The sequence below is a fragment of the Tunicatimonas pelagia genome (genome assembly GCF_030506325.1).
GTDB lineage: Bacteria > Bacteroidota > Bacteroidia > Cytophagales > Cyclobacteriaceae > Tunicatimonas > Tunicatimonas pelagia.
The window spans coordinates 3,553,466-3,567,456 of record NZ_CP120683.1; the positions used below are offsets into that span (position 1 = coordinate 3,553,466).

Annotated in this window: 14 protein-coding genes and 1 pseudogene; 8 read left to right on the top strand and 7 right to left on the bottom strand. The window is 43.2% G+C overall.

Features of this window, described 5'->3' with window-relative positions; genetic code table 11:
- Positions 1-39: 39 nt before the first annotated feature.
- Positions 40-639, bottom strand: coding sequence for a 3'-5' exonuclease (locus P0M28_RS15205; RefSeq protein WP_302210826.1), 600 nt, complete (start codon positions 637-639; stop codon positions 40-42).
- Positions 636-2,107, bottom strand: a pseudogene (gene nhaC / locus P0M28_RS15210) (Na+/H+ antiporter NhaC). The gene P0M28_RS15205 and the pseudogene nhaC overlap by 4 nt, the downstream one beginning before the upstream one ends.
- A 276-nt stretch (positions 2,108-2,383) precedes the next feature.
- Between nhaC and P0M28_RS15215 the strand changes: the two are divergent.
- The 6 genes from P0M28_RS15215 (at position 2,384) to P0M28_RS15240 (ending at position 6,851) form a co-directional block, all read left to right on the top strand.
- The gene (locus P0M28_RS15215; protein WP_302210827.1) at positions 2,384-2,596 is read left to right on the top strand and encodes a hypothetical protein; all 213 of its coding nucleotides are present in this window, start codon (positions 2,384-2,386) and stop codon (positions 2,594-2,596) included.
- A gap of 275 nt (positions 2,597-2,871) precedes the next feature.
- Complete coding sequence (locus tag P0M28_RS15220) at positions 2,872-3,120, top strand: UPF0175 family protein (RefSeq protein ID WP_302210828.1); 249 nt, start codon at positions 2,872-2,874, stop codon at positions 3,118-3,120.
- Entirely contained in the window at positions 3,117-3,602 is a 486-nt protein-coding gene (locus P0M28_RS15225) for a PIN domain-containing protein (RefSeq protein WP_302210829.1), read from the top strand. Before P0M28_RS15220 ends, P0M28_RS15225 begins: the two co-directional genes overlap by 4 nt.
- Positions 3,603-3,705: 103 nt before the next feature.
- Entirely contained in the window at positions 3,706-4,818 is a 1,113-nt protein-coding gene (locus P0M28_RS15230; RefSeq protein ID WP_302210830.1) for a GAF domain-containing protein, read from the top strand.
- Between the two features lie 193 nt (positions 4,819-5,011).
- Positions 5,012-5,839 (top strand): hypothetical protein, encoded by an 828-nt coding sequence (locus tag P0M28_RS15235; RefSeq protein ID WP_302210832.1) that lies wholly within the window; start codon positions 5,012-5,014, stop codon positions 5,837-5,839.
- Between the two features lie 370 nt (positions 5,840-6,209).
- Positions 6,210-6,851 (top strand): putative polyvalent protein kinase domain-containing protein, encoded by a 642-nt coding sequence (locus tag P0M28_RS15240; RefSeq protein WP_302210833.1) that lies wholly within the window; start codon positions 6,210-6,212, stop codon positions 6,849-6,851.
- A 54-nt stretch (positions 6,852-6,905) separates the two neighbouring features.
- Here P0M28_RS15240 and P0M28_RS15245 read toward each other — a convergent pair whose 3' ends face one another.
- Positions 6,906-8,177, bottom strand: coding sequence for a lamin tail domain-containing protein (locus P0M28_RS15245; RefSeq protein ID WP_302210834.1), 1,272 nt, complete (start codon positions 8,175-8,177; stop codon positions 6,906-6,908).
- 281 nt (positions 8,178-8,458) lie between these two features.
- Here P0M28_RS15245 and P0M28_RS15250 point away from each other — a divergent pair, with 281 nt between their 5' ends.
- On the top strand, positions 8,459-9,397 hold the full coding sequence (locus tag P0M28_RS15250; RefSeq protein ID WP_302210835.1) for a cupin domain-containing protein: 939 nt from the start codon (positions 8,459-8,461) through the stop codon (positions 9,395-9,397).
- A 63-nt stretch (positions 9,398-9,460) separates the two neighbouring features.
- On the top strand, positions 9,461-10,951 hold the full coding sequence (locus P0M28_RS15255) for an aminopeptidase P family protein (RefSeq protein ID WP_302210837.1): 1,491 nt from the start codon (positions 9,461-9,463) through the stop codon (positions 10,949-10,951).
- A 1-nt stretch (position 10,952) separates the two neighbouring features.
- Here the strand turns inward: P0M28_RS15255 and P0M28_RS15260 are convergent, their stop codons facing one another.
- From P0M28_RS15260 to P0M28_RS15275, 4 genes are read right to left on the bottom strand one after another with little or no spacing between them, the layout of a single operon-like run.
- The gene (locus tag P0M28_RS15260) at positions 10,953-11,603 is read right to left on the bottom strand and encodes a hypothetical protein (protein ID WP_302210839.1); all 651 of its coding nucleotides are present in this window, start codon (positions 11,601-11,603) and stop codon (positions 10,953-10,955) included.
- Positions 11,566-12,738, bottom strand: coding sequence for a DUF4097 family beta strand repeat-containing protein (locus P0M28_RS15265; protein WP_302210841.1), 1,173 nt, complete (start codon positions 12,736-12,738; stop codon positions 11,566-11,568). The genes P0M28_RS15260 and P0M28_RS15265 overlap by 38 nt, the downstream gene beginning before the upstream one ends.
- Positions 12,738-13,349: a hypothetical protein gene (locus P0M28_RS15270; protein WP_302210842.1), complete on the bottom strand. Its 612-nt coding sequence runs from the start codon at positions 13,347-13,349 to the stop codon at positions 12,738-12,740. Before P0M28_RS15270 ends, P0M28_RS15265 begins: the two co-directional genes overlap by 1 nt.
- Positions 13,346-13,861, bottom strand: a complete 516-nt coding sequence (locus P0M28_RS15275) for an RNA polymerase sigma factor (RefSeq protein ID WP_302210843.1) — start codon at positions 13,859-13,861, stop codon at positions 13,346-13,348. Before P0M28_RS15275 ends, P0M28_RS15270 begins: the two co-directional genes overlap by 4 nt.
- Positions 13,862-13,991 lie beyond the last annotated feature (130 nt).

Here is a 13,991-nt window from a genome sequence, read left to right on the forward strand (position 1 = left end):
TAATGGGACGATTCGTCATTACTCATCAATCATTAATCATTAAACATAACCCAGGTAGGCTAGTCGCTGGTAAATTTCCAGGCAAACCCAGGCATCGGTGGCAGCGTAGCGCAGTTGGGGTTCAGTCAGTTGGGGGTTCTCCCAATTAGAGGTCTGTTGCGCTTTAGAAACCCGAAATCCTAAGAAAATGCCCGTTAGTTTTCGCACTCCGGCGTGATTGACATCCAATCGCTTGGCAGCATCATTAAGATCAAGTACGTTATCAGGATTGAATGCAAGATGATGCTTAGCACAGAGTTTCCGCAAATCTTTAAGGTCATCTTTAATACTGATTCCTACTTTTTTGATGAGCGGATCGGCAAAAAAATTGGTGAAGGCCGGACTGATTCCGGTATAGTTTAGGCGAATCAGGTAGGTTGTATCAGGGATGGAGAGCTGCAACAAAGAAGTGTCGTAGTACACGCCTCGCTTAAACGCCGGACGGGCTTCGGTGTCAAAACCCACTACCGAATGTTCTTTCAGCTCCTCAAACACGTCCTCCTGCTTATCCGGGTCAGTGACCAGCACAATCTTTCCTTCGTACTTACGAAGCGGTAGTTCGTTAATCTCTTCTTTGGTAATATGCTTAGGAAACATCATGCCGCAACAGTTTCTTGATCCGCTTCTTCCAACTCACCGGGTTGATAGCGGGCTATTTTGAAGTTTAAAAATCCGAAAAGAATGGTCATTATCGGACTGAGAATGCAGAAAAAAGCAAATGGGGCGTAAGACAGCGTGGCCACCCCCAACACGGCCGCTTGAGTAGCTCCGCAGGTATTCCAGGGGATGAGCACCGAGGTTACCGTACCCGAATCTTCTAGCGTTCGGCTGAGTACTCGGGGTTTTAGCCCGCGCTCGCGGTAGGTTTGAGAGAACATCCGTCCGGGCACGACAATAGCTAGGTACTGATCTGAAGCGGTAACGTTAAAGAAGATAGAGGTAAAGGCGGTAGAAGCAATGAGTGAGCCAGTGGAGTTAGCAAATTGAATGATGGACTGCGTAATTCGCTTCAGCATCCCCGCCGACTCCATTACCCCTCCGAAAATCATAGCACAGATAATCAGCCAAATAGTGTTCAGCATACCGGCCATGCCTCCGGTAGATAGCAGGCCATTCACCATTTCGTTTTCTGTAGTCACGCTGATAGCGGTGTACATTGCCTTCATTACAGCGGTGTAGGTACCTAGTAACCCGCTTTGCCCACTAATTTGAGCAATGGCTTGAGGCTGAAAGATAACGGCGAACAACCCTCCTAACAACGTTCCAGCTAATAAGGCGGGTAGCGCAGGCACCTTCTTAATAATCATACCAATAACGACTACCGGTACAATGAAGAGCAATCCGTTGATGTTAAACGCATTATCCAGAGCCAATAAAACTTCTTGCGTTCCACTATCAGTCATAGTATTGTCTGCCGTGAAGCCCATGACTAAAAATATGATAAGAGCAATAGTGATAGAGGGAATGGTGGTGTAGGTCATGTAGCGGATGTGGGTGAACAAATCCGTGCCAGCCATTGCGGGAGCTAGGTTGGTGGTATCCGATAGGGGTGACATTTTATCGCCAAAGTAGGCTCCTGAAATAATCGCCCCGCCAATTACACCCGGAGATAAACCCAGCGTAGTGCCAATACCCAGCAGGGCGATTCCGACCGTAGCCACAGTTGACCAACTACTGCCCGTCGCTACCGATACTACGGCGCAGACAATGCAGGCGGCAAACAGAAAGATGGTGGGGTTCAGAATCTGTAAGCCGTAATAGATCATAGCTGGGACAATACCACTCAGCATCCAAGTGCCCGCCAGCGAGCCAATCAGTAGCAGAATCAGCATAGCCGACATGGCAGAACTGATGCTTTTCACAATACCATCGCGTAGGCTATGCCAAGCAATACCTGTTCGTAAGGCGATGAGCGCGGCTACTGCTGCCGAAATAATTAGAGCTATTTGGTTGGGTAAGTAGAATCGCTATCGTACACGTACACGTTTACTGCCAACAAAGGAAGCAGAAAAGCAATCGGAATGGCGGATTCGGTTAGGGTAGGTGCGCGTCTTATATCAGAAGGCATCAACTAATTCTTTGGTACAAACGCCTAAAATACTAAAAAGTGGGGAATGAAGAGGGTGGTTTGTTAAATGAGTTAGTATTTTTACGAGTGTCGCTATACTAAACGGTTCTAGGTGATTTCATGTGGTGCTGAACTGAGGTTTGATAGTTCCAAAGACGAATAAGATCATCTTTTTAAAATTATCGGTATAGCGAAAGCCTTTTGCTACCCGTTTTACTGGGCTATAAAGTTCACGAAAAAATTACGTTGAGTCTTGGAGCCAAGTGTAGCTATTTAATGTCGGCCAGGTCCAAATTTGATTCTAAAACATTTAATCTACTCGAGTTTTGGGAAAGATCTGACTTTGGTGTAAGCCGTTTTGATATCGCCCCCGGGGGTAGCGTACAACTGCATTTTACCGACCAGCTATCAGTAGCAGGTAGATATTTTCATGGCTTAGTATCGGTGGTGGGTTACGATGTTCAGATAACTGATGAACAAGGAAACTGACTAAATGATATAGGCTAATTAAAAGTGAAAAACAGAACATTTCAACTGTCGGTCTCCTACACACTGAGATAAATCAACTTGTCTAGGACACGATAACACCGTGTATACTATTTTGTATGAAAGTCATAAAACTGAACATGGAGGCGGTAAGAACACAATACAATTGTGCGCTAGTAGGGTGTAGAGAGGATAGAGGAGGTGATGTTTCGTAGAGAAGGAATAAACCCCGATTGTACAATTATCGTATCTTATGAAGAACATGTGACGATATAAAGATGAGTGTAGTAATCACGGATGATATTCTTAAGATGGCTAATATGCCGGAATCTGAGTTTAAATTAGAGCTGGGGGTTTTCCTGTACAGTCGTGGCATTCTTACGTTAGGCAAAGCGAGTGAATTTGCGGGGGTTCCTCAGTTGATTTTTCAGCAGGTGCTCGCTGAAAGAGAAATCCCCCTCTCCTACGATCAGGAAGAATTTGACAAAGACTTCGCTAGCATCAAAGAAAGGTATAGGAAGCATTGATTATTATAAGTGATACTTCATCTCTCAGCGGACTACTTGTAATTGGTAGGCTAGATATATTAGAGCAAGTCTATCAAAGAGTCATTATTCCTCAAGCAGTTTATGAAGAATTACTTACCTTAGAAAGGTATGGTTACGATCTGCAAGCGATTCAGAAAGCCACTTGGCTAAAAGTTATAGTGCCGTCTGATAAACAGCTAGTAGCTAAACTCAGCGAGACGCTAGACCAGGGAGAATCAGAAGCCATTGCTGCTTCTATTGAACAGAATGCTGACTACTTACTTATAGATGAAAAGAAAGGTAGAGCGGTTGCTGAATCTTTAGGTGTAGAGGTAGTAGGATTAGTTGGGGTGCTGATTGAGGCAAAAGAGCTGGAAGTAATTGACCTGGTAGCGCCTATATTGGATGAATTACGGCAAAAAGCCGGATTCTGGATAAGTGAAAAGTTTTACTCGTATATCCTCCGGAAGCTGAATGAATAAAGCTTCACTAAATAGAAAGTATTAACCCAATACGCGCAGCTTTATCACGTAACCACCTGCCCAAAAGAAAGGGTAGCTGTATATAACGACTGTACAATAAGATATGAATGAAAAAAGCAGGTTGGCGGATGTGATGTCTTATAACCTTTTTGACACCCCACCCGAAGCTGAACTGGATGAGATTACCGAGCTGGCTTCTCTCATTTGTGGAACTCCCATCTCACTGATAACGATCTTAGATGACCGGCGGCAGTGGTTCAAATCAAAAAAAGGGCTTAGTACGAGCGAAACCGATATAAACGATTCTTTTTGCCAGCATACCTTACATAATCCGGATGAAGTTCTGGTTGTTAATGATGCGTTAGACGATCCACGTTTTAAGAACAGTAAATTAGTATTAGGAGACCCGCACATTCGGTTTTACGCCGGAGCCCCACTGGTAACCAAGCAAAGACATGTGTTAGGAACACTATGCATTATTGATCGTAAGCCTAGGGAAATTACCGATGAACAAAAGCAAGCTCTCCAGATTCTGGCAAAAAAGGTGATGGATCATATAGAATTGCAAAAGACGATTCTTAATCAGCACTCGACAATTAAATTGAACACACAAAGACTCATCAAAATTACTGAGAACATTCCGTTGGGGATTTTTGAACTGAGAGTTAACTCCGAGGGAAATATGAACTTTGTGTTTTTGAGCAAAGGGATGAAAAGGCTACACCCTCATTTAGAACTTGATGAATGGCTTAAAGATCCAACCATAGGGTTTTCGTTAATGCACCCCGATGATATTGAACCTCTAAAATTGAGTTTACAGAACTCCATAGTAAACCACGTTGATCTCTACCATGAGTACCGAGTGAAGGACGAATCGGGGTTTCACTGGCACGCAATGAGTGGAAAACCAGAAAGAGCAGAAAATGGAGAAACAGTAATTTATGGTTCATTTACCGATGTCACCCATCATTTCGAGTACGAAGCTGTACTGGAACAAATAGCCTTTGATATTTCTCATGTTCTACGTAGTCCTATTACATCAATGTTGGGTATTACGAACTTACTTGGAACAGAAAAAAAACTATCAGAGAAAAGGATTAGAGAATATTCTAAATATATCCAGATAGTAGCCACCGAAATGGAAGAGTTTACTAGAAGCCTGAATGCTATATATTTAGAAAAAAGCAAAAAAGTAACCAACTACACCCCTCAATAAAATCATAGCGTAGACAGGAGTTTTCCCCGGCAATTTTCAGCTTGTAGAATAGAAGTTCTTTATCTGGCACGTAAATTTAGTTATCTAAACTTGAATGGAAGGTATAGTTATGTTATGCTTTTTTATTGTCTGACTGTGAAAAATGGTGTAGGTTTGCTCAAGCCTCGTTATATAACATTAGAGCTTATTAAATATGACGATAGCAATTAATGCAAAAATACACGAAGGAGTTGTTCTAGCAAGCGATAGTGCTACAACTTTAATTGACCAAAAAGGAGGAGTAATTAATGTTTATGAGCACGCAAATAAAATCTTTAATTTGTACAAAAGGTTACCTATCGGGGCAATCACTTATGGATTAGGAAACATTGGACACGCATCAATTGCTACACTTGCGAAAGATTTTAGAAGTAATTTAAAATCTAAACTAAACCCAGACAATTACGAGCTTGAAAGTATAGCTATTGAATTTGGAGAATTTATCCATAAAAAATACAAAGAAGTATTTAAGGATACACCTATTGAAAATCAACCAATTCTTGGATTCGTAATTGCAGGTTATTCATCAGGAAGTGATTTACCCGAAGAATATCAACTGATTTTTCCAAAGATGACTTCACCAATGTCATTAAGACCACCTGAAGAAGTGGGTTTATCTTGGAATGGAGAAATTGAACCACTAACAAGATTGATTTTAGGACACGGTAGTCACTTACAGGATTCTGTAGAACGTTCAATAGACCTATTTAAGGGTAAAACGGAAGCAGCGGATTTTGTTAGAAAATTGAAAATGGAATCACAAGTTTCTATCATTAGCCCAGGAATGCCAATACAAGATGTAATTCATCTTGCAGAGTATTTAGTGGAAACAGCAATCAATTTCGCAAAATATAGACCTGGTGCGCAAACCGTTGGAGGACCAATAGAAATTGCAGTGATTACAAGGCACGAAGGATTTAAATGGATTAAAAGAAAGCATTATTTTAGTACAGATTTAAATAACCACGAATCGTCTAAATAAAAAAATCATAATAAAATGGAAAATAAAAAAACTAAACCCAAGAAAGAGAGACCAATTGTCCAAGAAAGTACTGCTACTAATTCAACTTTCAGACAATCGGGTATATCACATGGTAATTGGAATTATTCACAGAATATTGAGAATACAATTAAAGACGAAATCAAAATTAAGCACGAAACATTAAATTTTTCTATGTAGAAAGACGTCGCATAACAACATATATGAAACAAGGTAAAGGCCATTATGGATATTGAAAGTTATCCAAAATATCAAAGAAAGTAATCGTTCTGTCCGATCAGGAAAAATTTGATAAAGACCTTGCCAAGATTAAAACACTCAATTAATCTCCTCTGTCTACCTTTCCTTATGCATGAACCTAAAATCTACAAAATATGAACTCCAAACTATCCTTTCGGGAAAGAGCGGCTATAGCTATGATGCACTTATCCAAACAGTTGCCCGTTACCTTAGAACAGGCCAGAGAGCAAGCCCAATGGCTGAGGAAAAACACCAAAGCAAAGGACAAGAAACAGAGAAGCTCATAAATTTTGCTAAAGAAAATAATCTGTTCTACAACGATATAGAAGAAGATCAGTATATCTCGGAAGGCGCCGAACAAAAAGTGTATATTAAAAATGAGCAATATGTTCTTAAGCTCAACGATGCTATTTATTACGCTTCTTGGGAAGATTACTTCTTCAACCTAATCCTTCACAATTATTTTTTTGCCGACACTGCCTATCAACTATTGGGTCTTTATGAGAATAAAAAGGTACTATATGCGGTAGTAAAACAACCCTTCATACGAGCCGACCGCCTTACAGATCTAGCACAGGTAAAAGCATTTTTAGCTAATAACGGTTTTGAGAACACTCGGAGCCATGATTACTATCACCCGCAATTAGGAATAGTCTTGGAAGACTTACACGACGAAAATGTATTGACCCAGCAAGAGACGCTCTATTTCATTGATACCGTTTTCTATATTGATTCAGAAGTATTTTGGAATTAAGAAAAAAGTAGTGTAACGAATAACGCAAAAACCATTTTGAACTACTACCCTACCTTAAAACACCAGCGTTACCCCTTCTGCCTGCCCTTCCTTGCGAGTATAAGAGACTTGATCTACCATTGAACCGTTATTGTCAAAGAGTGTAATCGTATCTCCAGTATTATTAAGTCTTACGCGAGAATCTAGCGTGATCTGCACTACATTCCCAGCAGCAATTACATCAGAATCCAATAGTTCGGTTAGCGGGGCAGACTTGCCTACACTGTCGGCTATCGTCCACTCTTTAATATCTTGATCGTGCGGACTTACGTTGAGTAAAGTTACTCGCTCCTGTCCGGTTTCCTTTCCCAGTGGGTTTACCAATGCTGCCACGATGCGGATACTTTTGCCGATACTGGGTTTTACTGGAGCTGGCGGAGGCAGTACAATTTCACCATCGGGGACAATGACCAAATCTTCAGGTTCGTAGTTCATACGAAGTTGTAATGGCGAGATTACATCAATTACATCGTGCATGTTGCCGAGTTCTCCGTTGGGCAATAGCACCCGGTCATCGCGGTTTACGGGGTCTTCGCGTAGCCAGGCATCAAACTGAGCGAGTGTAGTAAATCCAGAGCCAACGTAAGAAACTAACCGCCGGAATAGCTTAGGCCATATGACTAATTCTTCTATTTCGGCTAAACCCTCGGTAAAACTTGCTGTCTGCTGAGTATTGGCGGTTGCCTCTGGCCATAACCCTACTCCTTCTGGCCGTTTACCCCGAACTAGTTGTGCCAGAATTTTGCGTAAGTCAGTGGGTAGCGAGGTGTAGAATGCTGGGTACGCCAGTCCAGCTTCTAATAATTGATAATTAAGACTGCGGGTTACATGGGCTTCTTCAATAAAAAGTTGGGCGCCGTCTACTTGTTCAGCATCCCCGACGTACACAAAAGCGATAATCCGACCGAAGGTATCCAGATTATTGGCTAAAACGTAGCCTCGCTGCGGATGATTATCAATGGATGCAATTTTATTCGGGTTACGTTCGGCAAACGCAATATTGGTAAATCCAATTCGCGCCAAAAGCTCATCACGAGCCGCTTCCGCCCAATTCAAGTTCTGGTGACTATCGCCAAAGTGGGTTTCCAGCGCATCAATTCCTTCAAATCGCAGATTGATCATACCCCGTCGGTTAAAGGTAGCACTTCGTCCGCTAGCACTAAGGGCATCTACCAAGCTAGGATTATCGGGTAGGAACTTTATGGTATCGCCATCGGGTTCAGGACCTGAAAGGGGAAGATCGGGGTAGTGAACGTGGAATTCACCTTTAATCAGTCGGTAGGGCATGGCTATGTGGTTGATTTATTTGTTGATAATAACGGGTCTGTAGAGACTTAATTAATCAAGGCTCTACGGGAATGTTTCTGTAAAAATGCAATAGAAGGGTATGTTTTGCCTCCGAACTCGTGATCTGCGTTATCAATCCATATCAAAGATAACCCAACGGGATGTTGATAAATGAAAAAAGGCGTTATATAATTGTTAAGAACATCCGGCTACTAGCAACTCCTTAGAATAATTGAATCCGCTAACAGTTTTTTGTAATTTGCTGATAAACACCATTTTTTATGAAAGCTACCTTAATCATCTTAGCTATAATTACCTCTCTGGTCGGTATGAAGACGATATTCAACGAACCACCGGTACTTAAAAAAGCTGACTACCTGCAAGTAGCCCATCTCGCGCAGGGCGATACTGAAGGGTTAGCCGAAGTACGGGAAGCATTTGTTGGGCGAAACCCAGGTTATGACTTGCATTTTTTCGGTCAGACAAAAAAGGTCGCCCCGGCGGAAAGCTATCGACTGGCGTTCGTACAGCAAGGAGGCGGAACGGCTCAATTCGCTGAAGGCCCATCATCTAAGATTTCCGTAGGCGATATTATTTACTTACCGCCCCAACAGACCATGACTACCGACAGCCTGATAGATTATGTAGTCTTCACCGTGCCTGATCCTTTGCCGGAAGAATTCCCGCATTTCATCCGCCCCGATTGGGATGAAAATATTACCGATACTCCCGGCGGTTGCGCGACTGAAACTGGAGCCTATCGTCGAATTCTGCTGACTTGGAAGCCTGAGGTGGGGCCTTACGTCTACCACGCCCTCAATGCCCACCGAGTTCGAATCACCGATTCATTTACTCACTACCATCCGGTAGAAGGGGGCTTTGATGAGTTTTACTTGGTACAGATGGTACAGCCGGGTGCCCGATTAATCACTTCTAACCAAACGGATAAAATTATCGACCCTGCATCAGTGCAACCCGATGAGGTAGATGATTTGTTGCAATCTACTGAGTTGCAGGTCGGTGATTTGGTGTATCTGCCCCGAGGCGTTATTCATCGCGGCGTAGACGGAGTACTGGCGCAAGTAATTACCATTCCGGGTTTTATTCCTGGTTCAGAAATAGGGGTAGATCACCACTTACGAGCAATCAACCAACGGTTTGGCCCAAAAATAGATTTGCCACTGAATCAGGAAGCTTCTGCCTCGGCAGTTATTCGGTAGTCTCATTGACATCTAGCATTCCGTTGTACAAGTTGTATTATTGAAGATCAAGGATTTATTCATATGAAAATCAACTTTCTGTTAGGCTTATCACTAGTATTGAGTATAAGCTTTTCTACCCAGGCTCAGAATAAAAACCTACCGGACGATCTGCTCTCATCGGATTTTCACCAAGGGCGGCGGGAAGCGTTGCGGACGAAGATGCCGGAAAACTCGGTAGCCGTTATTTTTTCCAATCCGGTACGAAACCGAGCTAATGATGTAAATTACGTCTACCACCAAGACCCGAATTTTTACTACCTAACCGGGCACCGCGAGCCCCATTCGGTATTACTTTTATTCAAGGACAAGCAGCGTATTAACGGTCAGCGTACCGACGAGTTGATTATTGTTCGGCAGCGTAATGCGTTACAAGAACTATACGATGGAGCCCGGATGGGTAAAGAAGGGGCTAAGACCGAACTAGGGTTTTCGGTAGCCTACGAAGGAACTGAGTTCGCTGACCTTCCGATTGACTTCTCTACATTTGACCAAGTGCTGTTCTATGATTTTCATAATGATGTGCGGGATATAAAAGAGAAAGGCGACTTACACGACCTGATTTTGGCATTCAGACGAAAAGCGCGTTATCCTAAGAATTACTCTCAAATACTGGGACTAGAGCCTGAGCAAAATAATTTAAATACTAGAATGTTGGATAGCCTGATGCAGGAATTGCGCGGTATCAAAACCGCCGAAGAACTGGATTTACTTCGTAAAGCAGTCAAGATTTCGGCATTAGGGCAAAAAGAAGTAATGAAGGCAATACGCCCGGGCATGTCAGAACTAGAAGTGCAGGGGATGCACGAGTTTATCTACAAAAAGTACCGAGCCGAGTACGAGGGTTACCCTAGCATTGTAGGAGCCGGGCACAACGGCTGCGTACTGCACTACATTGAAAATTATAAACCGGAAATTGAAGACGGCGAATTGATTCTGATGGATTTGGGCGCCGAGTACCACGGCTACACCGCCGATGTTACCCGCACTATTCCCGTGAACGGGAAGTTTACCCAAGAGCAAAAAATCATTTACGATCTGGTATATAAAGCTCAGGAAGCCGGTATGGCAGTTTGCCGAGCGGGAGCTACCTTCAAAGAAATTTACCAGGCAACTGCCGAGGTGGTTAACCAGGGCTTAGTGGACTTGGGAATCTACAAAAGTCTGGAGAAAGAAGATATCATTAATCCGGCTACCGGACGCAACCGTTACTATCCGCACGGCTGCTGCCACCACATTGGTCTGGACGTACATGATAAAGGCAATTACGATACGCTACGCGCCAATATGGTGATCACCATTGAACCCGGCATCTACATTCCCGAAGGCAGCCCCTGCGACCCTAAGTGGTGGGACATTCCCGTGCGGATTGAAGACGATTTTCTGGTGACCGAAGACGGCTACGAGCTGCTTTCCAACGCCGCTCCTCGGCGAAGCGAAGAGGTTGAGGGAGTGATGAAAGAAGAAAGTTTCTTCAACCGTGCTGATTTGCCTGCTTTGGATGGGGAAGAATAGTTTAGAAGGCCACGCCTACGGAGAAATTCAACTCTACGTAATCACGTTTGAGGGAAGGACTATATCTGTACCCTAAATTAGCATCCAGATAGCCGTATTTGCCCAAACGTAGCTGTATTCCTTGTAGCAGTGAGAAGGCAGCGATACGTTGAATTTGTCGTTCTGATAGCATCACCGAATTGTTAGATAAAAAAGCATCCCGATGGCTCGACCAGATATTTTCTGCTTGCAGCGATAAATAAAGAGATGATAGATTATTGGCACTTTTCCCTTTTTTAATCAGACCAGGCATAAGGTAATAGTAGCGCGTGGCTGCTCCAAAACCTAAAGAGTTATTATCCCACCCAGTCACATTGTGTTCATACTGAGCTAAGATCGAGAATGGAACTCCTATCTTGCGTTCGTAGGCAAAATGATAACCCACAAATGGACCACCCCCCCATCCTATACTGGAGAGGCCAATCTTAAACATAGATTTCTCCTCTACATTGGCTCGGGTCCAGTACTTATATTTTTCCTTGAGGGAAAAGTCTGAGGAATCGGCCGCTTCTTCACTGTAAGTAATTGTTACTGTATCCGATTGAGCAAGAACAATTTGAACCGATAGAACCGAATTAAGGACGATGAGCAGAACGAGTAGTGTTTGTTTCATTTTTTTCTAAGGTTTTGATAGTAATCGGACTGTAAGAATTTTTGATCGACACGATTGGCTGATTTTCCTGGCGTTCGTAAGACTGAAAAGTATCTTTGCCCATAAAAAGGTTGTTCTCTGATCTTTTTCCAGGGAATGTGGTATGTACCCGACCTGCAAAGGCTTCTAAGTTGTAGTAATAATGCATGGGATCACTTGTAGCGAAGGAGATGTTGGTTCGAGAAGCATCAATAGTAACCGCAGTTAGCTTATCTCCGGTACTAATATCTACTTCACCGTAACTGCTGCTGATTATCAAATCTCCCACTAAGCCATGCCCAATAATAGTAGTCTTATTGGCATCAATTATGGTAGTCCCGCTTACTTGCTTTATGTTCACCTCTCCGTAAGTGCAGGTAATAGCTAGTGAGCCTACCAGGCTATAGGCAGTAATATTCGTTTTCTTAGTATTTGTGGTTATACTTCCCTCTATTTTCTCCATAAGTATGTCACCGTAGTCTACTTCCAATTCAATATTCGCCCGAACACTGTTTAGCTGAACTTCGCCAAAGCTAGCGGTAACAGTAGCGTCTCCTTGCAAATCGCTTAGCGAAATATTTCCGAAGCGATTGTTAATGAAAAGCTGGCTAGTTTGCGGTACTCTTACCTCGTATACTGTTTGCAGGTTGCTACGAATCTTAGGGATTCCCCCCTGAATACGAAAAAAGTTGGTGAGTTCTATCTGATCTGTCTCAGTGTTGATAGCGTACTGAAGTACACTCAGGTCTTGCTCAGCAATTGACCGCTTCGGGTGTTTGGCAATTAGTTTGATCGTAATGTTTAATTCGTCCCGCGCCCAACCCTTTACATCAATAGTCGCTTTTTCCGTATTGAAGACAATCTTCTGAGCTTCCTTCCAGGGAATTTGCTTCTGAATGGTTTTGGTCACCACTTGTATTTTCTCCTGGGCTTGCACTGGAAGTGTAGCCGAAAGAATAAGCAGGGAATAAAATAAAACTGATGTAGCAATAATTATTTTCGGTAAAGGAGGTGTCCGATAGGGAAAAATCCCCCTATCCCGTTCCACGGCGGCCTCCTTTAAAAAAGGGGGAAATATAGATCGTAGTATTACCGGAAGTATGGTTCGTAATGACATTACAGTACCAGTTGAATGAGTTCTTTGGTGGCGTTGGCTTTCATATTCTGAATCCGCACTTGGTATTTAATCAGAGAAGGATCATGACCTAGCTGGTCTAGCGTTTTTCGTAATTCAGTTTCTTCGGAGTCTAGCTCTTCCCAATGAGCTATCAGGGTTTGAAATTCTTTCGTTTGGCATACCGGCTGGCTCTGGCAGTGCTGTCGGATAAATTCCCAAGCTTCCTGTTCCAAAACCTCTCCCTCCATTCCCAAATCATGGGGTTCTTTCAATACTGTTTCACCACCAGCTACCCACTCTTCGCTGTAGGTAGTGGTCACTTCTTCGCCCCGGTTTTCGTTAAGTAGCAGCCCAGCTACAATCAGCACAGAGACGGCGGCGGCGGTAGCGTAAAGCCACCATAGTTTTCGTACTTTAGGCTCATTGGATAGCGATGTTCCAATAGTATTCCAAACATTAGCTCGTGGTTCGTAATTGGGTAGTTGGTTGATGCTTTGCTGAAATGCTTCTTCAGACACTAACTGTCGCTCTAACTGCTGCCAAGTATCTGGTTTAGCACTACGTTCGGGTAGTTGCTGAATGGCTTTTCGTAAGGGATGTTCCGAATTCATGAGTACCACGATTTTAATTTTGTTCGTAATAGCTGTTTGGCGTAGTGTAGCTGCGACTTAGAGGTTCCTTCCGAGATTGCGAGCATATCGGCTACTTCCCGGTGCGCGTATCCTTCTACTTCAATCAGTAGAAACACAGCTCGGCACTTGGCAGGAATTTCGCGAATGGCCTGATCGAGCACCTCGCCACTCAAATCGTTGGGCCAGACTATTGGATCAGCATCTGAATTAGGTAGCAAAGGCTCATAACGTTTTTCGTACTGAATTTTCCGTAGTGCCTTTCTCACCATAATGGTTTTAATCCAACCACCTAATGACCCGGTTCCTTTAAACTGCCCAATGTCTTTAAATACCTGGATGAATCCCTCCTGTAGCACATCGTGCGCGTTATCTTCATCGTTCGTAATGCGATAAACGGTAGAGTACATCGGGCGTTGGTACTGCTCAAACAGTTGGCGTTGCGCGCATCGGCTACCTTGTCGGCACCCTTCCACCAACTGCTGGTCAGTCATACGGTCGCTAATTAGCAAAGTATTTTTCGGTTACATCTACAGGGGGCAAGCTAAAGCCAGAAGGTTGGAAAGCGAGAGAAAATAATGATTGATGACGAATGATTAATGAATAATGAGTTGCGAGAAGCAT

What these genes read in the sequence shown, in the direction of transcription:
- P0M28_RS15205 (WP_302210826.1), bottom strand. Translation starts at nt 639, where the DNA reads ATGATGTTTCCTAAGCATATTACCAAAGAAGAGATTAACGAACTACCG.
- P0M28_RS15215 (WP_302210827.1), top strand. Translation starts at nt 2,384, where the DNA reads ATGTCGGCCAGGTCCAAATTTGATTCTAAAACATTTAATCTACTCGAG.
- P0M28_RS15220 (WP_302210828.1), top strand. Translation starts at nt 2,872, where the DNA reads ATGAGTGTAGTAATCACGGATGATATTCTTAAGATGGCTAATATGCCG.
- P0M28_RS15230 (WP_302210830.1), top strand. Translation starts at nt 3,706, where the DNA reads ATGAATGAAAAAAGCAGGTTGGCGGATGTGATGTCTTATAACCTTTTT.
- P0M28_RS15235 (WP_302210832.1), top strand. Translation starts at nt 5,012, where the DNA reads ATGACGATAGCAATTAATGCAAAAATACACGAAGGAGTTGTTCTAGCA.
- P0M28_RS15240 (WP_302210833.1), top strand. Translation starts at nt 6,210, where the DNA reads ATGAACCTAAAATCTACAAAATATGAACTCCAAACTATCCTTTCGGGA.
- P0M28_RS15245 (WP_302210834.1), bottom strand. Translation starts at nt 8,177, where the DNA reads ATGCCCTACCGACTGATTAAAGGTGAATTCCACGTTCACTACCCCGAT.
- P0M28_RS15250 (WP_302210835.1), top strand. Translation starts at nt 8,459, where the DNA reads ATGAAAGCTACCTTAATCATCTTAGCTATAATTACCTCTCTGGTCGGT.
- P0M28_RS15255 (WP_302210837.1), top strand. Translation starts at nt 9,461, where the DNA reads ATGAAAATCAACTTTCTGTTAGGCTTATCACTAGTATTGAGTATAAGC.
- P0M28_RS15260 (WP_302210839.1), bottom strand. Translation starts at nt 11,603, where the DNA reads ATGAAACAAACACTACTCGTTCTGCTCATCGTCCTTAATTCGGTTCTA.
- P0M28_RS15265 (WP_302210841.1), bottom strand. Translation starts at nt 12,738, where the DNA reads ATGTCATTACGAACCATACTTCCGGTAATACTACGATCTATATTTCCC.
- P0M28_RS15270 (WP_302210842.1), bottom strand. Translation starts at nt 13,349, where the DNA reads ATGAATTCGGAACATCCCTTACGAAAAGCCATTCAGCAACTACCCGAA.
- P0M28_RS15275 (WP_302210843.1), bottom strand. Translation starts at nt 13,861, where the DNA reads ATGACTGACCAGCAGTTGGTGGAAGGGTGCCGACAAGGTAGCCGATGC.